20 protein-coding genes and 2 tRNA genes are annotated in these 24,043 nt (G+C 67.1%); 7 read left to right on the forward strand and 15 right to left on the reverse strand.

Annotated features, from left to right (window positions below):
- Positions 1–85: 85 nt before the first annotated feature.
- From AAFP30_RS21520 to AAFP30_RS21560, 9 genes are all read right to left on the reverse strand, one after another.
- Positions 86–487: a DUF4233 domain-containing protein gene (locus AAFP30_RS21520; RefSeq protein ID WP_419232055.1), complete on the reverse strand. Its 402-nt coding sequence runs from the start codon at positions 485–487 to the stop codon at positions 86–88.
- Entirely contained in the window at positions 484–2,112 is a 1,629-nt protein-coding gene (gene folC / locus AAFP30_RS21525) for a bifunctional tetrahydrofolate synthase/dihydrofolate synthase (protein WP_419232056.1), read from the reverse strand. Before folC ends, AAFP30_RS21520 begins: the two co-directional genes overlap by 4 nt.
- Complete coding sequence (locus AAFP30_RS21530; RefSeq protein WP_419232057.1) at positions 2,109–4,754, reverse strand: valine--tRNA ligase; 2,646 nt, start codon at positions 4,752–4,754, stop codon at positions 2,109–2,111. The genes folC and AAFP30_RS21530 overlap by 4 nt, the downstream gene beginning before the upstream one ends.
- A 27-nt stretch (positions 4,755–4,781) precedes the next feature.
- A complete protein-coding gene (locus AAFP30_RS21535) occupies positions 4,782–5,387 on the reverse strand; it encodes a molybdenum cofactor guanylyltransferase (RefSeq protein WP_419232058.1) in 606 nt (201 codons plus the stop codon).
- Between the two features lie 99 nt (positions 5,388–5,486).
- A complete protein-coding gene (gene clpX, locus AAFP30_RS21540) occupies positions 5,487–6,767 on the reverse strand; it encodes an ATP-dependent Clp protease ATP-binding subunit ClpX (protein ID WP_419232059.1) in 1,281 nt (426 codons plus the stop codon).
- Positions 6,768–7,130: 363 nt separating this feature from the next.
- Positions 7,131–7,829, reverse strand: coding sequence for an ATP-dependent Clp protease proteolytic subunit (locus AAFP30_RS21545; RefSeq protein WP_419232060.1), 699 nt, complete (start codon positions 7,827–7,829; stop codon positions 7,131–7,133).
- 33 nt (positions 7,830–7,862) lie between these two features.
- Entirely contained in the window at positions 7,863–8,477 is a 615-nt protein-coding gene (locus tag AAFP30_RS21550) for an ATP-dependent Clp protease proteolytic subunit (protein ID WP_419232061.1), read from the reverse strand.
- 206 nt (positions 8,478–8,683) lie between these two features.
- Positions 8,684–10,048: a trigger factor gene (gene tig / locus AAFP30_RS21555; RefSeq protein ID WP_419232062.1), complete on the reverse strand. Its 1,365-nt coding sequence runs from the start codon at positions 10,046–10,048 to the stop codon at positions 8,684–8,686.
- Positions 10,049–10,109: 61 nt separating this feature from the next.
- A tRNA-Pro gene (locus tag AAFP30_RS21560) sits at positions 10,110–10,183 on the reverse strand.
- A 181-nt stretch (positions 10,184–10,364) separates the two neighbouring features.
- Between AAFP30_RS21560 and AAFP30_RS21565 the strand changes: the two genes are divergently transcribed.
- The 3 genes from AAFP30_RS21565 (at position 10,365) to AAFP30_RS21575 (ending at position 11,683) form a co-directional block, all read left to right on the forward strand.
- Positions 10,365–10,438 (forward strand) — tRNA-Gly (locus AAFP30_RS21565).
- Between the two features lie 94 nt (positions 10,439–10,532).
- The gene (locus AAFP30_RS21570; RefSeq protein ID WP_419232063.1) at positions 10,533–10,718 is read left to right on the forward strand and encodes a hypothetical protein; all 186 of its coding nucleotides are present in this window, start codon (positions 10,533–10,535) and stop codon (positions 10,716–10,718) included.
- Positions 10,719–10,957: 239 nt separating this feature from the next.
- Positions 10,958–11,683: a L,D-transpeptidase gene (locus tag AAFP30_RS21575; RefSeq protein ID WP_419232064.1), complete on the forward strand. Its 726-nt coding sequence runs from the start codon at positions 10,958–10,960 to the stop codon at positions 11,681–11,683.
- Between the two features lie 102 nt (positions 11,684–11,785).
- Here AAFP30_RS21575 and AAFP30_RS21580 read toward each other — a convergent pair whose 3' ends face one another.
- From AAFP30_RS21580 to AAFP30_RS21590, 3 genes are all read right to left on the reverse strand, one after another.
- On the reverse strand, positions 11,786–12,718 hold the full coding sequence (locus AAFP30_RS21580; RefSeq protein ID WP_419232065.1) for a PE-PPE domain-containing protein: 933 nt from the start codon (positions 12,716–12,718) through the stop codon (positions 11,786–11,788).
- Between the two features lie 70 nt (positions 12,719–12,788).
- A complete protein-coding gene (locus AAFP30_RS21585) occupies positions 12,789–13,592 on the reverse strand; it encodes an Fpg/Nei family DNA glycosylase (RefSeq protein ID WP_419232066.1) in 804 nt (267 codons plus the stop codon).
- A gap of 21 nt (positions 13,593–13,613) precedes the next feature.
- Positions 13,614–14,090, reverse strand: coding sequence for a ribose-5-phosphate isomerase (locus tag AAFP30_RS21590; protein WP_419232067.1), 477 nt, complete (start codon positions 14,088–14,090; stop codon positions 13,614–13,616).
- Positions 14,091–14,112: 22 nt separating this feature from the next.
- Here AAFP30_RS21590 and AAFP30_RS21595 point away from each other — a divergent pair, with 22 nt between their 5' ends.
- Together AAFP30_RS21595 and AAFP30_RS21600 are read left to right on the forward strand one after the other, a co-directional pair.
- Positions 14,113–15,129 carry a M48 family metallopeptidase gene (locus AAFP30_RS21595; protein WP_419232068.1) on the forward strand — a complete coding sequence of 339 codons (1,017 nt, stop codon included), beginning with the start codon at positions 14,113–14,115 and terminating at the stop codon, positions 15,127–15,129.
- A 13-nt stretch (positions 15,130–15,142) separates the two neighbouring features.
- A complete protein-coding gene (locus tag AAFP30_RS21600) occupies positions 15,143–16,846 on the forward strand; it encodes a hypothetical protein (protein WP_419232069.1) in 1,704 nt (567 codons plus the stop codon).
- Here the strand turns inward: AAFP30_RS21600 and AAFP30_RS21605 are convergent, their stop codons facing one another.
- Positions 16,847–17,455: a DsbA family oxidoreductase gene (locus AAFP30_RS21605; RefSeq protein ID WP_419232070.1), complete on the reverse strand. Its 609-nt coding sequence runs from the start codon at positions 17,453–17,455 to the stop codon at positions 16,847–16,849.
- Positions 17,456–17,564: 109 nt separating this feature from the next.
- Between AAFP30_RS21605 and pepN the strand changes: the two genes are divergently transcribed.
- A complete protein-coding gene (gene pepN, locus AAFP30_RS21610) occupies positions 17,565–20,150 on the forward strand; it encodes an aminopeptidase N (RefSeq protein ID WP_419232071.1) in 2,586 nt (861 codons plus the stop codon).
- Between the two features lies 1 nt (position 20,151).
- Here the strand turns inward: pepN and AAFP30_RS21615 are convergent, their stop codons facing one another.
- Both AAFP30_RS21615 and AAFP30_RS21620 read right to left on the reverse strand, forming a co-directional pair.
- Complete coding sequence (locus AAFP30_RS21615) at positions 20,152–20,844, reverse strand: response regulator (RefSeq protein WP_419232072.1); 693 nt, start codon at positions 20,842–20,844, stop codon at positions 20,152–20,154.
- A complete protein-coding gene (locus tag AAFP30_RS21620; RefSeq protein ID WP_419232073.1) occupies positions 20,841–22,427 on the reverse strand; it encodes an ATP-binding protein in 1,587 nt (528 codons plus the stop codon). The genes AAFP30_RS21615 and AAFP30_RS21620 overlap by 4 nt, the downstream gene beginning before the upstream one ends.
- A gap of 120 nt (positions 22,428–22,547) precedes the next feature.
- Between AAFP30_RS21620 and AAFP30_RS21625 the strand changes: the two genes are divergently transcribed.
- Positions 22,548–23,969 (forward strand): cation:dicarboxylate symporter family transporter, encoded by a 1,422-nt coding sequence (locus AAFP30_RS21625; RefSeq protein WP_419232074.1) that lies wholly within the window; start codon positions 22,548–22,550, stop codon positions 23,967–23,969.
- Positions 23,970–24,043 lie beyond the last annotated feature (74 nt).

The following is a 24,043-nucleotide window of genomic DNA, read 5'->3' on the forward strand; positions in this document are numbered from 1 at the left end:
CCCGACCACGGCACCCGGCATTGTCACAGCCGACCACCCTCCCCGGCTACCTCCCGGGGGTCACGGTTCGACAACGACTGGTCGATCAGCTCTCGATCGGCTCCTGACCGGCGAGCATCCCTCGATCGATCCGCTTCTGGACGTCGTTCTTGATGTAGGCGATGTAGACCCAGACGCAGCCGAAGATCACCCCGATGACCGCGATCGACCAATGAAAGAATCCGCCGGCGATCACGAACAGCTGCAGGATCAGGTCGAGCTTGATGGCATACGGACGGCCCTGCATTCCGGCGGCGACGATGTGCGCGAGCACCAGCAGTCCGAGGTAACAGCCGGAGAGCCAGGTGATGCCCGGACCGATCTTCGCGACGATCGGGAAGGTCAGGCCGAGCACGATGACCTCGAGGATCAACGTGCCGGCCATGACGCCACGCAACCCTTTCCACGGGTCGGTGGCCGGCGGGGTGAACCGGGCGGGCTCGGTCATGAGGGCTCCTTGCCGAACAGGGTGCGGGCGGCGCCGACGGTGACCACCGACCCGGTGATCACCACGCCCGCCCCGGATACCGGCTCGCCGTCGGATTCCTCGGCGAGTCCGATCGCGGTCTCCACCGCGTCGGGCAGGAACGGCTTGAGCACCACCCGATCCTCACCGAAGATCGGCAGCGCGATCTCGGCCAGGGTCTCGGTGTCCAGTGCGCGCGGCGATCCGTTGTTGGTCAGTACGACGATGTCGAAGACCGGCTCGAGTGCCTCGAGGACGCCTTCGACGTCTTTGTCCCCCAGCACCCCGATCACCCCGACGAGGCGCCGGAAGTCGAACTCCTCGGCCAGAGCCTGCGCGAGAGCCGTTGCACCGTGCGGATTGTGGGCCGCGTCAAGGAAAACGGTCGGGGCGCTGCGGACCCGTTCGAGTCGTCCCGGGCTCGACACCGCGGCGAAGCCCGCGCGGATCGCGTCCACATCGAGTTGCCGATCGGCCCCGGCGCCGAAGAACGCTTCGACGGCGGCGAGTGCGGTGGCGGCGTTGGCGGCCTGGTGCGCGCCGTGCAGCGGCAGGTAGATCTCGTCGTATACCCCGCCGAGCCCCTGCAACCGCAGCAGCTGACCGCCGACCGCGGTGACCGAATCGAGTACTGCGAACTCCGAATTCTGGCGCGCCACAATCGTTCCCGATTCGACGGTCTGCCGCAGCAGCACGTCGTACACCTCGGGTTCCTGTGTCGCGATGATGGTGACCGGGTCGACCGGCATCAGCTCGTCGGGCTGCGCCCCCTTGATGATCCCGGCCTTCTCCCCCGCGATCGCGGCCAGCGAATCACCCAGGTAGTCAGCATGATCCATGGCGATGGGGGTGATCACCGCGACGGTGGCGTCGATGACGTTGGTCGCATCCCAGCGGCCGCCCATGCCCGTCTCGACGACTGCGACGTCGACGGGCGCCTCGGCGAAGACGGCATAACTCATTGCGACGAGCACCTCGAACTTGCTCATCCGCGGGCCGCCCGAGGCTTCCGACGAGTCGTCGACCATGGTGATGTACGGCTCGAGTTCGCGGTAGGTGTCGATGTAGGTGCGGGCGCTGATCGGCTTGCCGTCCACCGAGATTCGTTCGGTGACGCGCTGCAGGTGCGGACTCGTGATACGCCCGGTCCGACGATGCAGCGCGATCAGCAGCGCATCGATCATGCGGGTGACCGACGTCTTGCCGTTGGTCCCGGCGATGTGGATGGCCGGATAGTTGCGCTGCGGGAAGCCGAGCAGATCCATCAGCAGATTGATCCGCGTCAGCGACGGCTCGATCTTCGTCTCCGGCCAGCGCGTATCGAGTTCGGCCTCGACCTCGGCGAGCTCGGCCAACGTGGCGGCGTCGTCGGCCGGCGTGGCAGCGTCACCGCCCGACCGTCCGCCCGAGCCACCCCCCGAGGTGACGTAGTCGCCCTCGCCGCCGAGCAGGTCTGCCAGGTCGGCGGATTCGACGCCGTCGAACACCGACGGTTTGGCCCCGCCGAGCTCATCGCCGTCGAGATCATCGGACCCGAGATGGTCCCGGTCGAGATCGTCGACGTCCTCGTCGTCGAAGCCGCCGTGTCCGAGATCGCGCGGGCTCACACGCCACCCAGCGCTGAGAGGGCCGCGGTGAGCCGCTCGACCTCTTCGGTGGCGACCTGTTGACGATCCCGGATCTTGGCGACGACGTGATCGGGCGCCTTGGACAGGAACTGCTCGTTGCCGAGTTTGCCGGTGGTCTGGGCGAGTTCCTTCTCGGCCGCCGCGAGATCCTTGGCCAGCCGTTTACGTTCGGCGGCCACGTCCACGGTGCCGGAGGTGTCGATGCGCACCGTGACCGTCGCCGACGAGAGCCGGACGTCGATGGTTGCGGTGGCGGCGAAGCCGTCGTCGGCGTTCTCGAGTCGCGCCAACGAATCCAGGTAGGCGCGCGACGCGGTCAGACCGGCCGCGTCGAGACCGTCGATCTCGGCGGCCACCCGCTGTCCCGGCCGCAGGCCCTGATCGCTGCGGAAGCGCCGCACCTCGGTGATCAGCCGCTGCAGATCGTCGATGTGTTGTGCCGCAGCGGTATCCGGCGTGCTCTCGGTGGCTTCCGGCCACGGTGCGACGACCAGCGACTCCCCACCGGTCAGCGCCTTCCAGAGCACCTCGGTGACGAACGGCATGACCGGCGCGAGCAGCCGCAGCAGTTCGTCGAGCACCGTGCCGAGCACCAGCGATGTTGCATGCGAACGAGTTTCGTCGTTCTCCGCGAACTGCACCTTGGCCAGTTCGAGGTACCAGTCGCAGACCTCGTCCCACGCGAAGTGGTAGAGCGCCTCGCACGCCTTGGAGAACTCGTAGGACTCGAAGCCTGCGTCGGCCTCGGCGCGCACCTGCGCGAGCCGATCGAGGATCCACCGGTCGGCCTCGGTCAGCGACGCGCGATCCGGGAGTTCACCAAGGGCAGCACCGTTCATCATGGCGAACTTGGTGGCGTTGTAGAGCTTGGTCGCGAAGTTGCGCGAGGACTGCGCATGGTCTTCGCCGACGGAGATGTCGCTGCCCGGGTTGGCGCCGCGGGCGAGGGTGAACCGCAGTGCATCGGCGCCGAAACGCTCCACCCAGTCGAGCGGATCGATGCCGTTGCCCCGCGACTTCGACATCTTTCGGCCGTGTTCGTCGCGCACCAGTCCGTGCAGGAACAGATTGTCGAACGGCACCTTGTTGTCGCCGCCCAGTTGCGGTCCGACATAGGTGCCGAACATCATCATGCGCGCCACCCAGAAGAACAGGATGTCGTATCCGGTGACGAGAACCGAAGTGGGATAGAACTTTTCCAGATCGGCGGTCTTCTCCGGCCAGCCCAGCGTGGAGAACGGCCACAGACCCGAGGAGAACCAGGTGTCGAGGACGTCGGTCTCCTGGGTGTAGCCGGCGGGCGGCTGCTCATCGGGTCCGACGCAGACGATCTCCCCGTCGGGGCCGTACCAGATCGGGATGCGGTGTCCCCACCACAACTGCCGGGAGATACACCAGTCGTGCATGTGGTCGACCCACGCGAACCAGCGGGGTTCCATCGACTTCGGATGAATCACCGTGTCGCCGTTGCGCACTGCGTCACCGGCGGCCTGCGCGAGGGTGGCCACGTTGACCCACCACTGCATCGACAACCGCGGCTCGATCGGCTCACCGGTGCGCTCGGAGTGGCCGACGCTGTGCAGGTAGGGCCGCACCTCCTTGACGACGCGGCCCTGCTCGGCGAGCGCCTCCCGCACTTTCACCCGGGCCTCGAAGCGGTCCATACCGTCGAATTGTGTTCCGGTGTCGGCGATCCGGGCCTCGTCGTCCATGATGGTGGGCATCGGCAGGTTGTGCCGCTGACCGATCGCGAAGTCGTTGGGGTCGTGCGCGGGGGTGATCTTGACTGCGCCACTACCGAATTCGGGGTCGACGTAGTCGTCGGCGATGACCGGGATCCTCCGGTCGACGAACGGATGGTCGAGTTCCGCGCCGATCAGGTGTGCGTAGCGCTCGTCGTCGGGGTGCACCGCGATCGCGGTGTCCCCGAGCATCGTCTCCATCCGGGTGGTGGCGACGACGATGTGCGGTTCGGCGTCGTCGAGACTGCCGTAGCGGAAACTGACCAGCTCGCCTTCGACGTCGTCGTAGCTGACCTCGATGTCACTGATGGCGGTCTTGAGTACCGGCGACCAGTTGACCAGCCGCTCCGCGCGGTAGATGAGGCCCTCGTCGAACATCTGCTTGAAGACGGTGTGCACGGCGCGGGACAGGCCGTCGTCCATGGTGAACCGCTCACGCGTCCAGTCGACGCTGTCGCCGAGCCTGCGCATCTGTTCGCCGATGTTGCCACTGATCTCGGCCTTCTCGGTCCACACCCGTTCGATGAACTTCTCCCGGCCGAGGTCGTCGCGGGTGAGGCCCTCGGCGGCCAGCTTGCGCTCGACCATCGTCTGCATGGCGATCGCGGCGTGGTCCATGCCGGGCAGCCACAGCACCTCGTAGCCCTGCATGCGCCGACGACGCGAGAGCGCGTCCATCAGGACGTGCTCGTAGGCGTGTCCCATGTGCAGCGAACCGTTGACGTTCGGCGGCGGGATGACGATGGAGAACGCGGGCTTGTCGCTGGTCGCGTCGGCGGTGAAATAGCCGGCATCCACCCAGCCCTGGTACAGACGACCCTCGTGTTCGGCAGGGTCCCAGGACTTCGGGAGTTCGCGGGTGGGATCGGGTGTGGTCACCCCATCGATCTTAGGTAATGGCCGAGGTCACACATGCAGGCGGTGCAGGTCCTCCGGCGCGTTGACGTTCGTCAGCCAGTCCGGTTGGGTCACCGCCACCCGATGGGTGGTCACCGCGTCGAGCACGGCCAGCATCCGCCGCTCCCCGCTCGCGGTGAGCTCGGCCAGGATCGGCGCCACGTCGGTGCGGTAGAGCCCGGCCATCGGATGGTCACGCTGATTGTCGCGGGCGATGACCGCCTGCGTCGACGGCGTCACCCCGAGCAGCAGTTCGTCGATGAGATCGGTGGAGATCAGTGGCATATCGGTGGCGCAGACGAACGCCCACGTCGCGCCGTCGGCACCCGCCGCGGCCAGCCCTGCGGCCAGACCGGCCAGCGGCCCCGCGCCGGGTTCCTCGTCGGTCACCCAGGTCGCCTCGGGTCCTCCGGTGCCGAATAGCCCCCGATAGGCCGCCGACTCCTCGGGGGCGACGACGAACACCGGCCGGCACCGCTCCCCGACGATGCGTACGACTCGTGCCAATAGTGGTTCGCCATCCCAGTCCATCGCCGCCTTGTCGGTACCCATACGGCGGGAACGACCCCCCGCGAGAACGATTCCGGCGACCTGTGCTGCGTCCTGTTGCGTCATGGGTCCAGTGTGCCCAGGCATCGTCGACGGCGGGGAGGATTCGACGACAAACGCCCACCGGTTGTCACCGGTGGGCGTCTGCGAAGCGGGTTCTGGCGGTTACGCGCTCTTGTCGCGCCGCTCCGAGCGGCTCTCCTTGCGCGGCACGATCGTCGGAAGTACGTTGTCGCGCACGGTTTCTCCGGTCACGACGACCTTCTCGACATCGTCGCGGCTGGGGATGTCGTACATCACCGGCAGCAGCACTTCCTCCATGATGGCGCGCAGGCCGCGGGCGCCGGTGCCACGGTGGATGGCCTGATCGGCGACGGCCTCGAGCGCGTCCTGACTGAACTCGAGTTCGACGTTGTCCATCTCGAACAGCTTGGTGTACTGCTTCACCAACGCGTTCTTCGGCTCGGACAGGATCGACACCAGCGATTCCTTGTCCAGGTTCGTCACCGACGCGACGACGGGCAGACGGCCGATGAACTCCGGGATGAGACCGAACTTGATCAGGTCCTCGGGCATCACCTCGGCGAAGTGATCGGTGGTGTCGACGACGTCCTTGCTGGCGACCTCGTTGCCGAAACCGATGCCGCGCTTGCCGATTCGCTCGGACACGACCTTCTCGAGACCGGCGAACGCACCCGCGACGATGAACAGCACGTTGGTGGTGTCGATCTGGATGAACTCTTGGTGCGGGTGCTTGCGCCCACCCTGCGGCGGCACCGACGCCTGGGTGCCCTCGAGGATCTTCAACAACGCCTGCTGCACACCCTCACCGGACACGTCACGGGTGATCGACGGGTTCTCGCTCTTGCGGGCGATCTTGTCGACCTCGTCGATGTAGATGATGCCGGTCTCGGCACGCTTCACGTCGTAGTCGGCCGCCTGGATGAGCTTCAGGAGGATGTTCTCCACGTCCTCACCGACGTAGCCCGCCTCGGTGAGCGCGGTGGCGTCGGCGATGGCGAACGGCACGTTGAGCATCTTCGCGAGGGTCTGCGCGAGGTAGGTCTTGCCGCAGCCGGTGGGACCGAGCATCAGGATGTTCGACTTGGCGAGTTCGACGGTCTCGCCGGTGCGCGAGTCCTTCTTCTCCCCCGCCTGAATCCGCTTGTAGTGGTTGTAGACGGCGACAGCGAGGGTCCGCTTGGCGGTGTCCTGACCGATGACGTAGTTCTCCAGGAAGTCGCGGATCTCCGCAGGCTTCGGCAGTTCGTCGAGTTTCACGTCGCCGTTCTCGGCGAGCTCTTCCTCGATGATCTCGTTGCACAGGTCGATGCACTCATCGCAGATGTACACACCGGGCCCGGCGATCAGCTTCTTGACCTGCTTCTGACTCTTTCCGCAGAAAGAGCACTTCAGCAGGTCGCCACCGTCTCCGATTCGTGCCATCGCCAGCTGTACCTTCCTTGTTGCTCCGGTCGTCCCGCGAACCATGGTGTCCGCAGGCACCCGGGCATGGATGACCGGTCGACACCGGCCCGTCCAATACTCCGACGGTACCCGCGTGCCGCTCGAACTTCGACCGATAAGCGCAAATGTCGCCCGCGGGTTTTCGGTCGTCGTCCGCCGTCTGTTGTCACGGTGTTCGTTGTGACGCTGTCTGTTGTTGTGACGCTCTGGGTTCCACGTTCCGCGCCCGGTCCGCCGCCGTAGAGGCATCGATGACGCAGAGGTCAAGGATGACGCGTCGGGGGGTCATTCGGCACGCACCTGCGACCGGCGTGTCGGGCCGCAGGTGCATGCCGCCGGCAGTCAGGACGCGCTTTTGCGCATCGACTTCTTGCGGTATTCGAAGACCTCGTCCACGATGCCGTATTCCTTCGCCTGCGCGGCGGTCAGGATGTTGTCGCGGTCGGTGTCCTTGCGGATCTTCGCCGCATCCTGCCCGGTGTGGCCAGCCAGGATCTCGTCGAGCCGGTTGCGGATGCGCTCGATCTCGGCGGCCTGGATCTCCAGATCGGAGACCTGGCCCTGGTAGGCACCGCCGGTACGCGGCTGGTGGATCAGGATGGTCGCGTTGGGCAGTGCGGCCCGCTTGCCCGGGGTGCCACCGGCCAGCAGGATCGCTGCGGCGGACGCGGCCTCGCCCAGGCACACCGTGACGATGTCGCAGTGGACGTACTGCATCGTGTCGTAGATCGCGAGCATGTCCGGCACGCTGCCGCCCGGCGAGTTGATGTACATGGTGATGTCGCGGTCGGGATCCTGCGACTCGAGCACCAACAGCTGAGCCATCACGTCGTTGGCGACGGTCTGGTCGATCGGCGTGCCCACGAACACGATGCGCTCTTCGAAGAGCTTCGCGTACGGGTCGTACTGCCGCTGGCCATTCGGGGTGTGCTCGATGAACTGCGGCAGGATGTAGCGCGCCTCGATGTTCTTCATCGCGACCGCCGAGGCCGGGATGCCGGCGGCGACGTCGGCGGGCAGTGACTGCAGAGAGTAGGTCATCTTCTTACTCCAAGGGTGTGACGTCGGTGGGTATCAGGACTTGGCCGGGGTGACCGACGCGCGCGTGACCACGTGATCGACGAGACCGTAGTCCTTGCCCTGCTCGGCGGTGAACCACTTGTCGCGGTCGGCGTCGGCCTCGATCCGCTCCAGCGGCTGGCCGGTGTGCAGCGCGTTCAGCTCGTTCATCTGCTTCTTGGTCGCGGCGAACTGCTCGGCCTGGATGGCGATGTCGGCCGCGGTACCGCCGATGCCCGCCGACGGCTGGTGCATCATGATGCGGCAGTGCGGCAGTGCGTGCCGCTTGCCCTTGGCGCCTGCGGTCAGCAGGAACTGACCCATCGACGCGGCCATGCCCATCGCGTAGGTCGCGACGTCGCACTCGGCGAGCTGCATGGTGTCGAAGATGGCCATACCCGCAGTGACCGATCCGCCCGGCGAGTTGATGTAGAGGTTGATGTCGCGGGTCGGGTCCTCGGCGGCGAGCAGCAGGATCTGCGCGCACAGCCGGTTGGCGATGTCGTCGTCGACCTGGGTGCCGAGGAAGATGATGCGCTCGCGCAACAGACGCTCGAACACCGAATCGGTCAGGTTCAGCCCGGCCGCTCCCGAACTCAGGGTTGGTGTGTGGATGGTCGGCTCACTCACTGTTCCTACCTTTGCCTGTCGTGGTGACATGCGGCGCGCTCGGATTCAAGCCCAGCCGCGTCAACCGGTTGCGTGACGTCCTCATCGACCCTAACGAATACCGTCGGGTGGTCAGTCCCGATGGGACCGGTCTTCGCTGAGAGCAGAACAGCCGGCGACGGGCAATGCCCGCCTCCGGCTGTTCAGAGTGGAGATCAGAGGTTCGCTCAGTCCTGCGCGATATCCTCGGCGATCTCCTCTTCGACGTCGTCGTTCTTTCCGAAGAACTCGCTGGTGTCCACGGAGTCCCCGTTGCTGTCGGTCACGGTCACGTCGCCGACGATCTCGGCGAGCGCCTTGCCGCGGCGGACATCGGCGTAGACCGCGCCCACCTGGTTGGCCTGGGTCAGCTGCGAGATGAACTCCTGCGGCTGCATGCCGTAGCGCTGCGCCTGGAACAGGATCTGCTGGGTCAGCTCGTCCTGGTCGACCTCGGTCTCCTGCTGGTCGGCGATGGCGTCGAGCAGCAGCTGGGTCTTCACCGACTTCTCGGCGGCCTCGCGGGCCTCGGCGTCCCACTCCTCGCGGGTCTTGCCCTGCGCCTCGAGGAACTTGGCGACCTGCTCGTCGTCGTGACCGAGCGCGTGGATGATCTGGTGCTGCTGGCCCTCGACCTCGTCGGCGACGACCTTCTCCGGCAGCGGGATCTCGACCTTCTCCAGGAGCTCCTCGAGCACCTTGTCGCGCACGGCGTTGGCCTGCTCGAACTTCTTGGAGCTCTTGACCTGCTCCCCGAGGCTCTCACGGAGTTCGTCGACGGTGTCGAATTCGCTGGCCATCTGGGCGAACTCGTCGTCGACCTCGGGCAGCTCGCGTTCCTTGACCGACTTGACGGTCACCGTGACCTGGGCTTCCTCACCGGCATGGTCGCCGGCGACGAGCGTGGTGGTGAACTCCTTGGACTCGCCGTCGGACAGGCCGATGAGCGCGTCGTCGAGACCCTCGATGAGCTCACCGGAGCCGACCTCGTGGGACAGCCCCTCGGTGGAGGCCTCGTCGACCGGCTCGCCGTCGACGGTGGCCGACAGGTCGATGGAGACGAAGTCGCCCTCGACGATGGCGCGTTCGACACCCTTGAGGGTGCCGAAGCGGGCGCGCAGCCCCTCGAGCTGCTCGTCGACCGCGTTCTCGTCGATCTCGAGCGCGTCGACCTGCACGGCCAGCGTGGCGAAGTCGGGCAGTTCGATCTCGGGACGGACGTCGACCTCGGCGGTGAAGCTGACCGGGTCGCCGTAGACGAGCTCACCCAGATCGATCTCCGGCTGCCCGATCGCCTTGGTGTCGGTCTCGTCGACGGCCTGCGAGTACTTCGACGGCAACACATCGTTGACGACCTGCGCGAGAATCGAATCGCGGCCGACACGGGCCTCGATCAGCTTGGCCGGCGCCTTGCCCGGACGGAAGCCGGGGATCCGGATCTGCTGGGCGAGCGTCTTGTAGGTCCGGTCGAACTCGCCCGAGAGCTCCTCGAACGGGACTTCCACATTGAGCTTGACCCGGGTCGGGCTCAGCTGCTCGACAGTGCTCTTCACGCCTGGTGCTCCTAACATCTGCATTTCTGCGTCATTCGAAAAGTTCTCGGTCGTCACTGAGTCGGGATGACAGGATTTGAACCTGCGACCCTCCGCTCCCAAAGCGGATGCGCTACCAAGCTGCGCCACATCCCGGTCGGCCCGTTTCCGCGCATACCGAAGCCGCAGACCAGAGCCAACAGAAGATAGTACGTGCCGCCTTGGTATCCACCTAAACGGGTACGGCCACCAGGTGATTTCTCCAATCCCGCGCCCACCCGGTACAGTCGTCAAGCGCACGCGCCGCCGATGGTGATCCCATTGGTTGACGCGGCTCGCGGGTGTAGCTCAATGGTAGAGCCCTAGTCTTCCAAACTAGCTACGCGGGTTCGATTCCCGTCACCCGCTCCACCAGGTCGCCGACGGTTTCACGTCGGCGACTTTTTGGTTTCGGACCGCATCCGAGTTCCTGTGATCCATACCACACTCGGCGTAGGGTGAGGTCATGTCCTCCAGTCACACGAAAAGCCAGCGCAAGTGCCCCAGCTGCGGGGCGAATCTCTACGTCCGTAAGGACGTGGCCCACAGCGACGAGGGCCCGGGCCGCGTCGACGTCATGCTCGTCTGTCGCGACGAGTCCTGCTCGGAACCCGCGCGCCACCTGCGCACCGAGCACCCGCAGCCGGCCTGACCACCGACCGGCGCCTCGTGAGGGTCATTCATGTCGATGTGACTGTTGTCACACCGACTGGATCGTTCGTCCCGGTCACCACGTCTCACCACGTAGTTCGGCGCACGCCCGGTCGTGGTGTGCCACAGCGACACCGGATTCGTCAGCTCGCCTTTGGCCGAAAGGCAACGTTTGTGTAACGATGGTTGCGCGCTCCTGGGGGTGCGCTTCACTAACCCAAACTTGTAAAGGTTTTCTCCGTGCTGACATCGAAGCCTTCTCGCGGTGCCACTCGCGGCACGACCCGTCGACTGGTTGCGGCCATCGTCGGCGTGCTCGCCGTGATGCTCGCACTGCCCGTCGCGGCCAGCGCGACCCCGGTCACCGTGATCCCCGGCCTGCCGCCGATCGAGATCCCGCAGGGCCCGGGCATTCCGCAGATCCCTGGTCTGCCGACGCCGCCCGCCCCGACGCCGAAGCCCACCCCGAAGCCGACGCCCAAGCCCACGCCGACTCCGGAGGCCAAGCAGAACGCGGGCGTTCCGGCGGTGCCGAATGTGCCGACCTCGACCGGCTGGATCGCGCTCGCCAAGGACTCGACGCACCAGATCTACTGGTACCGCAACGGTCAGTTCGTCAAGCAGATGCCGATCTCCATGGGTTCGGCCAAGCATCCGACGAGTAACGGCGTGTACCACACCAAGGAGAAGTACCGCGATATGTACATGGATTCGTCCACGTACGGCGTCCCGGTCGATTCCGCAGAGGGCTACCGCACCTACGTCGAGTACGCGACGCGCATGTCGTGGGACGGCATCTTCATCCACGCCGCGCCGTGGTCGGTCGCCCAGCAGGGCTCGAGCAACGTGAGCCACGGCTGCATCAACGTGAGCACCGCCAACGGCAAGTGGGTCTACGACACCATCCCGCAGGGCACCCCGATCGTGGTGCGCGGCACCACCGGTGGCGCCTACCAGGGCACCTAGTCCCAGAGTCTTCATCGAAGCGGGCCCCCCCTCCGGCGGGGGCGCCTGGTCGTGGGTGGGGTCCGCCCCGGCCCGGGTGCCTGCCCCAAGACCGGCGAGCGGTCACACGGCTCGAGAATCGCAGTCTGCCATGGGAGATGCATAGGGATCGTGCGGCGGCGCGAAGGTCGCGCACACCTGCATCCACGCGGCGAGTGCCTGACAGCCGGTGGTGTCCGGATCGGTGCGCGAGGCCCGACGATACGGCTCACGGGCGTACGAGGTGTGCCGCCCACCGAGCCGATTGGTGACGGCCACCCCGTGCCAGCGCATCACCCTGGGTAGGTAGCCGAGGACCTCGCGCGCCGCGGCACCGATGCGGCCGACATCCCGACGCATCTGGGTCAGGCTGATCGAGGTTCGCGATGCATTCTGAAAAGCGTTGTGCCGCACAAGCGTCCAGAGCTGTTGCGCCCACTCCCGGGGCCGCTGCAAGGCCATCGACGCGGTGAGGTCGGCGATGTCGCGCACCAGGGAGTCGGCGCCCGCATTGCAGATCACGTCGTCGGCGGCGCCCACCCAGTAGGTCGCGAGCCCCGGCGGCAGGTCCGGCCCCGGACCCGCGACACCCCAGCCGTCACACCCGTCGACGACGCCGGGCGGCTGATGCGGGTCGGCGACGAATCCGGCGGCCAGTACTCGTCGGAGCATCGGATCCCCCGACCGCCACAGATCGTGCAACACTGCCCGAATCACCACGGCGCCTTGCGAATACCCGATCAGCATGACCGGCCCGATGGTGGCGCGCAGTGCGTCGCGCAGGTGGCGTTCGCCGACGGTGAGACTCTGCCGATAGCTCACGCCGTCGAGCTGCGGCGTCGGGCCGTAGCTCGCCGGGTAGCCGACCCAGCGTGCGGCGAAGCGGTCGTCGAGGCAGTCGGTGACCGCGGCGAGCATCCCGGTCACCGTCGTGCGGTCGTCCCCGGCGAACGACTCGCCGGTGCCGCCGACGACGAGCACGGTCACCCGTGTGTCGCGGAATGTCTCGATCTCCATGTACCCAGGATGCCGGTGCATGTCGGGCAATGTGCTGGGCGGAGGCTGAGGAGTCGCTGTGATACTCCGATCAGCGCTGGCAGACCGGACACCAGAAGAGGTTGCGCCCGTCGAGTTCGGCGATCCGGACGGTGGTACCGCAGATCCGGCACGGCTCGCCGGCCCGCCGGTACACATAGGTGCGCGGCCGATCCGGCGCGTACGACGGCGCCCCGCGATCGTCGCCGTCGCGCATCACGTGAATTCGCCCGCGCCGCACGCCGATTCGCATCAGGTCGACGACGTCGGCCCAGATCGCGCCGAACTCGTCGTCGCTGATCGACCGTCCCTCGCGGTACGGGTCGATACCTGCACGGAACAGCACTTCCGCACGGTAGACGTTGCCGACCCCGGCCATCACCTTCTGGTCCATCAGCAGCGCGCCGATGGGCCGTTTCGATCGGGTGATCGCGGTCACTGCGCGCGTCGCGTCGGCGTCCCGCCGGAGCGGATCGGGTCCCAGCCGCGCAACAAGGGCGTCCAGGTCGGCGGGAGTGAACAACTCGCACGCCGTCGGACCCCGCAGGTCGGTGCCCATCTCGTCGCCCTCGATCCGCATCCGCACCGCGCCGACCGGGACGTCCATCGGCATGGCTGCCTCGGTGAAGGAGCCGTAGAGACCGAGGTGGACGTGCACCATCCGTCGGGACCGGCGGTCGCCGTAATGCTGGATGAGGTGTTTACCCCAGGCCTCGGCCTTGGCGAAGACGAGGCCGTCCACCGCCGCCGTACCGTCGGCAAAGCGCCCCTGCGGGCTGGTGACGTGGACCGTCTGTCCACCGAAGACGCGTTGCTGACGCCGCGCCAGCCGGTGGAGGGTATGTCCTTCGGGCACAGCTGTCGGTGAGTGCTCGGCTCAGTTCTGGCCGGGCACCGGCGGCGCCTCGTGGGTGCGCTCGTAGTCGGCGAGGATGTCGATGCGCCGCTGGTGGCGGGGCTCTTCCGACCACGCGGTGGTGACGAAGGCGTCGACGATCGCGAGTGCTTCCTCGGTGCTGTGCATGCGGCCACCGATACCGATCAGCTGCGCGTTGTTGTGCTGGCGTGCCAACTGAGCGGTCTCCACACTCCAGGCTAGGGCGCAGCGCGCACCGGGCACCTTGTTCGCGGCGATCTGCTCGCCGTTGCCGCTGCCGCCGAGCACGATGCCGAGGCTGCCGGGATCGGCGACCGTCTGCGCCGCAGCCGCGATGCAGAACGCCGGATAGTCATCCTGGGCGTCGTATTCGTGGGCCCCGCAGTCGACGACCTCGTGGCCGGTCGACCTCAGATGGTCGGCGATCTGGTTCTTCAATTCGAATCCGGCATGGTCGGCACCGAGGTAGACGCGCATGGCGCCACTATAGATTGGTCGCGTGGACGCTCAATCGCCGATCCCCAATGTGCCCGGAGTACCCGACGCCGCCTTCGGCTCCGCGGTCGAGACGGCCGGGACCAACGCCGGCGCGTATTGGTTGCCGCCGGCGCGGTTCGCCTTCGAACCCCGCAGGCATCCGTGGGAGAACCCGATGCTGGTCATCATCATCCTGCTGACGCTCATCGGCTATGCGGCGATCGTGCTGTTGGTGGTGACCGGCGAGTTCAGCGACTACTTCCTGACCCTGTTGGCGGCGCCGCTCGTACTGTTGCTGCTGCGCGGCCTCTCGTATGCGCAACCGCGGGTCAACGGGGTGCAGATGACGCCGTCGCAGTTTCCCGACGGCTACCGCATGGTGGTGGAGGCCGCCGCCCGCTATGGACTCGAATACGTGCCCGACGCCTACGTGGTGCTCGGCAACGGGCAGATCAACGCCATGGCGTCCGGGCACGGCTTCCGCCGCTACATCGTCGTGTATTCCGACCTGTTCGAGGTCGGCGGACGGGCCCGCGACCCCCAGGCTCTGGAGTTCGTGATCGGCCACGAGGTCGGGCACATCGCGGCCGGCCACACGTCGTACTGGCGCCAACTGGCGACCGTGGTGGGGATGAACATCCCGGTGATCGGTTCGGCGTTGTCGCGGGCGCAGGAGTACACCGCCGACAACTACGGCTACTACACGCGACCGGCCGGCGCTCCCGGGGTCATCGGCGTCCTCTCGGCCGGCAAGTACATGCTCTCCGGCGTCGATTTCGATCAGTTCGCCGATCGCGCCACCCACGAACGCGGGTTCTTCACCTGGGCGGTCAATGCCCTCGCCTCTCATCCGGTGCTGACCTGGCGGGCCGCGGCGTTGCGTGACCGCACCCGTCCCGGCGCGATGCTGTTCCGGCCCAAGGCGATCGTCCGCGGTGTGGGCAGCGGCAACGTGGTACCGGTGCCACCGCCAGCACATCCTGCTCTGGTGCCCGACGGTGCGCTGCCCAACGGGCTGACGGTGCCGCCCAAGATCTGAGACGATCAGACCCGTGGGGTCACGTCGTCGGACCAGAGGTGTCGGGTGGTGGGCGGTGCTGGGCACGTTGGCCCTCACGATCGGTATTGTCTCGGCACCGACGGCCTGGCCACGCCCCGGCGACCGCGTCGAAACCGTCTATGCGGCCCAGAACGGGGTGACCGCGTCGGTCGTCCGGCTGCGCATTCCTCTTCCGGCTTCGGCCGGCCCGCACCCGGCGTCGTGTGACTGGTTGTCCTACTTGCGTTTCCGACCGTCGGACGGACCGGCGTCATCGGGCTCGGCCGACCGGGTGCTGATTGCCCAGCCCGGCATCTTCGAGGGTGCGGGCGCCTTCGACAGCGTCGCCCGCAACACCGTGACCGCCGCAGCCGGGCGGGGACATCGGATCGAGTTCTGGGCGCTGGACCGCCGGTCGAATTGCCTCGAGGACCACACCGGCATCGCCGCAGGCCTGCGTACCGGATCCCTCGACGCCGCCTCGAACTACTACTTCGGCGGCACGAGTGTCGCCGGCCGACGCTTCGCCGGCTTCCCGACGAGCGGTCCCGCCGTCGATTGGCTGCGCCACCAGGGCATCGCCCAGACCGTGCGCGACGAATACGATCTCCTCCGCCACGAGATCCCCGATCCTCGTGTTCGCGCACGAAAGGTCCTGTGCGGTGGCCATTCCATGGGCGGATTCGTCACCGGCTACTTCGCCGGGTGGGACTTCGACGGCAATCCCCGGACCACCGGCGACGCCGGATATCGGCAGTGCGCCGGCTACTTCGCCCTCGACACGGCGGTGACGTCGGATTTCTCGTTCCGGGGTGCCTCGCTGCCGGACCTTCCGCCGCCGGTGGGTGCGGTCCTCGAGGCCGCCACCGGCAAGGTCGATGAGACGTTGCCCGTGCTGGCGCTGCCCGCGGTGATCAATCCGGAGACGATGAACCTGCTGAGCATCGTCGGTCTGGCGGCGCATCTGCGTCCGAACGGTGTCGACGAGATCGTGCGTCGCCTGCCCGACAACCCGAACGTGAACGCGACGCTGCGGGTGTTGCTCTCCAAGGACTTGGGCCAGTTCGTCACCGGTATCCCCGATGTGCGGTCGTTGCACGCCACCAACACCGCGATCCTCGGGGCGATCCTCGACGACAACTCGCAACCGTTCGGCTTTCTGCAGGCCAGCGTCGGCTTCATCACCGGAGGTCCGGTGGCGCCCAAGGACTTCCCGGTGCCCAACGCGGTGGCGCTGTCACCGCTCGGCGCTGGAAGCTTCGGCAACGCCCCCAAGTTCTCCCCCACCGGATTCGACCCGCGCGTGCTCTATTCGTGGCGGGACTACGACCAGATCGACCGGTCGCTGTGGCGGTACACGACACCGCGCAGCGAGATCACCTCGATCCATCAACTCGCCCACGATCTGTCGGTGCCGCCGCTGGACTTCACCGAGTGGTACTTCCCCACCGCGCTGCCCACCAGCCTCGCGATGGCCTCGGCTCCGTCCACCGCCGCGCACCTGAGGTATCCGGGCGTCGCCAATCGCGCACCGATGATCACCTTCGTCGCCGAGGGCGGCGTACAGGTCACTCCGCCGGACAATCCACGGCAGCGCGTGGTCCGGCTGCCGGGTTACAACCACATCGACGTGCTGACCGCGGCTGCCCGGCAGAACAACGGTCGTCCCGAGCAGGTGTCGACACAGCTGGCCGATTTCGCGATCAGCGGACGTTGATCAGTCGAACTCGGGGTCCTCGTTGCGGCTGCGCTTGAGTTCGTAGAAGTGCGGGTACGACGCCAACGCGACCGCACCGTCCCACACGGTGCCTGCGGTCTCCCCGCGCGGAATCCGGGAGAGCACCGGGCCGAAGAACGCGACGCCGTTGACGTGGATGGTCGGGGTGCCGACGTCGTCGCCGACCTTGTCCATGCCCTCGTGATGGCTCGTGCGCACGGCGTCGTCGAACTCGGTGGAGTCGGCGGCCTTGGCGAGTTCCGGATCCAGACCGACCTCGGCCAGCGATTCGGTGATGACCTGATCGAAGTCCTTGACCTGCTTGTTGTGGATGAGAGTGCCCATCGCGGTGTAGAGCGGCGCGAGGATCCCGTCCCCCTTCTCGGCGCGCGCGGCGGCGATGACCCGGACCGGACGCCAGGCTTCCTTCAGCTTCTCGCGATAGTCGTCCGGGATGTCCTTGCCCTCGTTGAGCACGGCCAGGCTCATCAGGTGAAAGTTCACGTCGATGTCGCGGACCTGTTCGGCCTCCAGAATCCAGCGCGAGGTGATCCAGCACCAGGGGCACAGCGGGTCGAACCAGAAATCCACACGATCGCTCATCGACATCGTCCTTCCGTGTTGTGTCGGGCCGGGCGTGCGACACCCAACCCCCTACCTCCGTCTTACAACCACGGATGGTCGCCGTCGATTCCGGTTGCTCCGTAAGCTGGCCGTTGTGACTGCTCCGAACCTCACGAGAGACCAAGCACGCGAGCGCGCAGCGACCGTCGACGTGCACAACTACGCGATCGAACTCGACCTGACCGACGGGACCGGGAAACCGGGTACCACGACCTTCCGGTCGGTGACCACCGTGACCTTCGCCGCCACCGAGGGCGCCGAGACCTTCATCGACCTCGTCGCACCCACCCTCGTCTCGGCGACGCTCAACGACACCGAGCTCGACGTCAGCGACTTCGACGAGTCCGTCGGCATTTCCCTGCCGTCGCTGGCCGCCGAGAACACGCTGACGGTCGTCGCCGACTGCGCCTACTCCAACACCGGTGAGGGTCTGCACCGCTTCGCCGATCAGAGCGATGATTCGGTCTACCTCTACTCCCAGTTCGAAACCGCCGACGCCAAGCGGATGTTCGCGTGTTTCGATCAGCCGGATCTGAAGGCCACCTACACGATCACCGTCACCGCACCGGAGGACTGGAAGGTCATCTCCAATGCGGCCGTGGTCAACAACCTCAAGGCGGAGCCGGGGATTCATCGGTTCCGCGAAACCCCGGTTCTCAGTACGTATCTCGTCGCGTTGATCGCGGGCCCGTACGCCGAGTGGACCGACACCTACACCGATGAGCACGGCACCATTCCGCTCGGCATCTACTGCCGCGCGTCGCTGGCCGAGCACATGGACGCCGAGCGACTGTTCACCGAGACCAAGCAGGGTTTCGGCTTCTACCACAAGAACTTCGGCATCCCGTATGCGTTCGGCAAGTACGATCAGCTCTTCGTCCCCGAGTTCAACGCCGGCGCGATGGAGAACGCCGGCGCCGTCACGTTCCTCGAGGACTACGTCTTCCGGTCCCGTGTCACCAAGTACCTCTATGAGCGTCGCGCCGAGACCGTGCTGCATGAGATGGCGCACATGTGGTTCGGCGACCTGGTCACCATGCAGTGGTGGGATGACCTGTGGCTCAACGAGTCCTTCGCCACCTTCGCGTCGGTGCTGTGCCAGTCGGAGGCCACCGAGTACACCAACGCGTGGACCACCTTCGCCAACGTCGAGAAGTCGTGGGCGTATCGGCAGGATCAGTTGCCGTCGACGCATCCGGTCGCCGCCGACATCCCCGACATCGCCGCCGTGGAGGTCAACTTCGACGGCATCACCTACGCCAAGGGCGCGTCGGTCCTCAAGCAGCTCGTCGCCTACGTCGGTCTCGAGGACTTCCTCGCCGGACTGCGCGACTACTTCGCCGCGCACAAGTTCGAGAATGCCACCTTCTCGGATCTCCTTGCCGCACTGGAGAAGTCGTCTGGCCGAGACCTGTCTGACTGGGGCAGCCAGTGGCTCAAGACCACCGGTATCAACGTCATGCGGCCCGACTTCGAGCTCGACGCGGACGGCACCTTCACGCGCTTCACCATCGTGCAGGACGGCGCTGCGCCGGGCGCAGGCGAGACCCGTGTGCATCGTCTGAAGGTGGGTGTCTACGACGACAACGGCTCCGGGAAACTCGAGCGTGTGCACAGCGCCGAACTCGACGTCGAGGGCGAGCGCACCGACGTCGCCGACCTCGTCGGCGTGGCCCGCGGCAAGCTCGTGCTGATCAACGACGACGACCTCACCTACGCCTCGGTACGCCTCGATCCGGAGTCCCTGGCGACGGCGACCGCCCGCATCGGCGACATCTCCGACTCGATGCCCCGCACGCTGGTGTGGTCGGCGGCGTGGGAGATGACGCGGCAGGCCGAGATGGCCGCCCGCGACTTCGTGGAGCTCGTGCAGCGCGGGATCGCGGCCGAGTCGGAAATCGGTGTCGTGCAACGAGTCCTGATGCAGGCGACCAGCGCGTTGGAGGCCTACGCGGACCCGTCGTGGGCGTCGGAAACCGGATGGCCCGGATTCAGTGCACGGCTGCTCGAACTCGCCCGCGGCGCCGAGTCGGGTTCCGACCATCAGCTCGCCTTCGTCAACACGCTGCTCGCGGGCAGGCTCAACGACGATCAGATCCCGGTGATCCAGGCTCTGCTCGACGGCGACGACCCCGCCAACCAGGGGTTGGCCGGGCTCACCGTGGACACCGACATGCGCTGGAAGTTGGTGCGTGCGTTGGCGACCGCCGGCGCCATCGACACCGACTTCGCTGCCACGCCGGTGATCGACGCCGAGGAGCAGCGCGACAACTCCGCCGCCGGCACCCGGCAGGCCGCCGCCGCACGCGCATCGCGACCGCTCGCCGAGGCCAAGGCCGACACCTGGGCGAAGGCGATCGACGACGATACGTTGTCGAACATCTTCACCCGCACCATGATCGAGGGCTTCGCCCGACCCGGCCAGGGCGAGTTGCTGCGCCCGTACGTCGCGAAGTACTTCGCGGCGGTGCCCGAGGTGTGGGCACGGCGGTCCAGCGAGGTGGCACAGACCGTCGTCGTCGGACTGTATCCGTCGTGGGCGATCAACGAGGAGGCCTTGGCCGCGGCTGACGAGTTCCTGGCCGAGGATCATCCGCCCGCCCTCAAGCGGCTGATCTCCGAGGGACGGGACACCGTCGCCCGGTCGTTGCGGTGCCGGGAGTTCGACGCCGCACAGTGAGCTACCGCCGCCAGCGGTAGCGGACCTGGGGTCGGCCGGTGTTGCCGTATTCGGTCAGCCGTTCCACGGCGCCGTCCTCGGCCAGCCGCTCCAGGTACCGCCACGCGGTGACCCGCGAAGATCCCAGGGTCGCAGCCACTTCCGACGCGGTGAGGCCGCCGTCGCTGTCGCGCACCGCGCGACCGACGGCGTCCTCGGTGTCGGGTGCGGCACCTTTCTTCGCTGTGCGGCGGGTGTCGGTGGTGCGCAGTTCGGCGAGCGCGCGGTCCACGTCGCGCTGGCTGACCGCGTCGGTTCCGCCGCCGAGGGCTTCGCGGTAGCCGAGGTACTGCCGGATCTTCTCGGCGAATGCGGCAAAGGTGAAGGGCTTCAACAGGTACAGCAGCACGCCGTGCGACATCGCGCTGCGCACCGTCGCCAGGTCGCGCTGCGCGGTGATCGCGATGATGTCGGGGTCGGGCCGGATTCCCGACAGCGCGGCGGCGAGGTCGATGCCGCGGGCGTCGGGAAGACCGAGGTCGAGCAGCACCAGGTCGATCGGCGTGCCGTCGGCGGCGGCCGACGAGGTGGCCCGGATCGCCTGCTGCGCCGTGGTGACCGCCCCGACGACCTCGAAACCGCCCAGGCGCCCCAGATATTCGCGATGGGCTTCGGCGATGAGCGGTTCGTCCTCGACGATGAGCACCCGGATCATCGGTTGTCCCCAGCGTCACGTCCGGCCGCTCCGACCGTCACCGTGACCACCGACCCGTAGGTGTTCTCCGCGGTCACCGTGCCGTCGTGACGGGCGACCACCTGCGCGACCAGCGCGAGTCCCAGCCCGCGACCTGCGGCGTCACCACCCGCCTTCGTCGACCATCCGCGCGTCTGGGCGCGCGCGAACAGTTCCGGGTCCATGCCCGGGCCACTGTCGGCGACGACGACCTGTAGTCGTTGCGCATCACCGGTCACCGTCACCTCCACCCACGGATCGTCGGGATCGCACGCGTCGAGCGCGTTGTCGATCAGATTGCCCACGACGGTGATCATCTCGCCCGCCGAGAGCACCTGTGTGGCATCGTCATTCAACTCGGACTCCTCGGTGAGGGTGAGCGCGATTCCGCGCTCGGCGGCCTGCGCGGTCTTGCCGAGCAGCAGCGCGGCCAGTGCCGGTTCCGCGACCGCTTCCGACATCCGGTCGATGAGTCGTTGGGACAGTTGGAGTTCCGTCGTGGCCATCTCCGCGGCCTCGGCGCCGCGACCCATCTCGATCAACGCGATCATCGTGTGCAGCCGGTTGGCGGATTCGTGTGCCTGGGATCGGAGGGCTTCGGCGAAGCGGGTCATCGAGTCGAGTTCGCCCATGGCCTCGGCCATTTCGGTGCGATCGCGGATGGTGACCACCGCCGCGTCGCGCTGCCCGGCCACCGGGGACCGACTGATCATCAGGGTGCGCCCGCCCTCCACGTAGATCGCGTCCACCAGCGGTTCGTCGTCGGCGGCAAGTATGTCCGGCAACGTGATCGGCGCCTCGGCGCCGGACACGCCCGGAACGTCGGACAGCAACCGCCGGGCTTCGTCGTTGACCAGGACCGGCGCCCCACCTTCGGTGACGACGAGCCCTTCGCGGATCGCATGCAGCACCGCGTCGTGATGCTCGTACATCAGTCGCAGTTCCTCGGGGGCCAGTCCCCCGGTCTGGCGTAGCAGTCGCCTGCGGATCAGCAGCAGTCCCAGCCCGGCCGTCACCAGGGCGGCCAGCGCGATCGCGACGATCAGCGGGAGTTGGCGCAACCAACTCTCGGTGAGGGTGTCGAGGGTGATCCCCGCGGCCACCATCCCGACGATCCGCCCGTCGGTGGCGCGTACCGGCGCGATCGTCCGGATCGACGGGCCGAGGGAGCCGGTGTAGGTCTCGGTGTAGACCTCCCCGTCGAGTGCCTCCGTCGTCGTCCCGAGATACCGCTGCCCGATCAACGCCGGCGTGGTGTGGGTGTAGCGGGTGCCCGCGGTGTTCATGATCGTGATGAACGCGATCCCGGTCGCCTCCCGCACCTGTTCGGTCACCGGTTGCAGAACCGCGGTCGGGTTCGGCCCGACCAGCGCCACCGCCGTCGACGGCGCGTCCGCGAGAGTGACCGCCACGGCAGTGGTCTCCTCCCGTGCCGCCCGATCGGCGTCGACGCGGGCGTCGATCGCGGCCAGCACACTGCCCGCCACCACGATCACCGCCACCAGCACCAACAGCCAGGTCACCGCCTGGCCGGCGAGACTGCGCGGAGCCACCTTGCGCATCATCGCCTCCCACGTTCGCTGAACGAAATGAACTCAACGGTGACCCGGGTCACCGACTCATCCCACAATCCATACACCGTCACATCTCGATCCTGTGCGACGACGCAACGAGAAAGGCAAGCGATGAACCTCCGACGAGACAAGAGCGGCTCACCGGGCGATCCCGGGCAGCCGGCGTCGACCGCCGACATCCCGGCGATCGCGAAGAAGCGCGATCGTACGCACTACCTGTACGTGGGCGTGATCGTGGCGGTCGTCGCCGGCGCCGCGGTCGGCCTGATCTTCCCCGAGGTCGGCAAGGACCTCGGCGTGCTCGGCACGATGTTCGTGAGCCTGATCAAGATGATGATCGCGCCGGTCATCTTCTGCACCATCGTGCTGGGCATCGGTTCGGTCCGCAAGGCCGCCACCGTCGGCAAGGTCGGCGGGCTGGCGTTCGTCTACTTCCTGGCGATGTCGACGATCGCGCTGGCCATCGGTCTGGTGGTCGGCAACCTGATCAAACCCGGCGACGGCCTCAACATCAGCTCGGTGTCCGGCAAGGGCGCCGAACTCGCCGAGAAGGCCCACGAATCCGGCGGCACCCTGGAGTTCATCCAGGGCATCATCCCGACCTCGATGCTGTCCTCGCTCACCGAGGGCAGCGTCCTGCAGGCCCTGTTCGTCGCGCTGCTGGTCGGTTTCGCCATCCAGGCGATGGGCCGCACCGGCGAGCCGATCCTGGTGGCCGTCTCCTACTTCCAGAAGCTGGTCTTCAAGGTCCTGACGATGATCCTGTGGATCGCGCCGATCGGTGCGTTCGGTGCCATCGCCAATGTCGTCGGCCAGACCGGGTGGGCCGCCATCCAGCAGTTGCTGATCCTGATGCTCGCGTTCTACATCACCTGCGCGCTGTTCGTCTTCGGTGTCCTCGGGGTGCTGCTGCGCACCATCGCCGGTGTGTCGATCTTCCGCCTGGTGCGCTACCTGGCCCGCGAGTACCTGCTGATCTTCGCGACGTCGTCCTCGGAGTCCGCCCTGCCGCGACTGATCGCCAAGATGGAGCACCTCGGCGTGGAGAAGACCACGGTCGGCGTCGTGGTCCCGACCGGCTACTCGTTCAACCTGGATGGCACCGCGATCTACCTGACGATGGCCTCGCTCTTCATCGCCGACGCGATGGGCGACCCGCTGTCGATCGGTGAGCAGATCGGTCTGCTGGCCTTCATGATCATCGCCTCGAAGGGTGCGGCCGGAGTCAGCGGCGCCGGACTGGCCACCCTGGCCGGTGGTCTGCAGGCCCACCGCCCGGAGATGCTCGACGGCGTCGGACTGATCGTCGGCATCGACCGGTTCATGTCGGAGGCCCGTGCGGTCACCAACTTCTCCGGTAACGCCGTCGCCACCCTGCTGGTCGGCTCGTGGACCAAGACCGTCGACAAGACCAAGGTCGACGACGTGCTCTCCGGCCGCGACCCGTTCAACGAGATGGACATGGTCGACGACGACGTGCTCGAGACTCGACCGCGGTCCGACAGCGACGATCGCGCGCTGGTCAGTCACTGACACCAACGACAACAGCGGGGGGCCACAGCGGAGGGGAGGGTGCGGGGCGGGGGGGGCGGAAAGGGGAGGGCTGG

The organism is Gordonia sp. CPCC 205515, assembly GCF_048537925.1.
In the GTDB taxonomy this organism is placed as follows: domain Bacteria; phylum Actinomycetota; class Actinomycetes; order Mycobacteriales; family Mycobacteriaceae; genus Gordonia.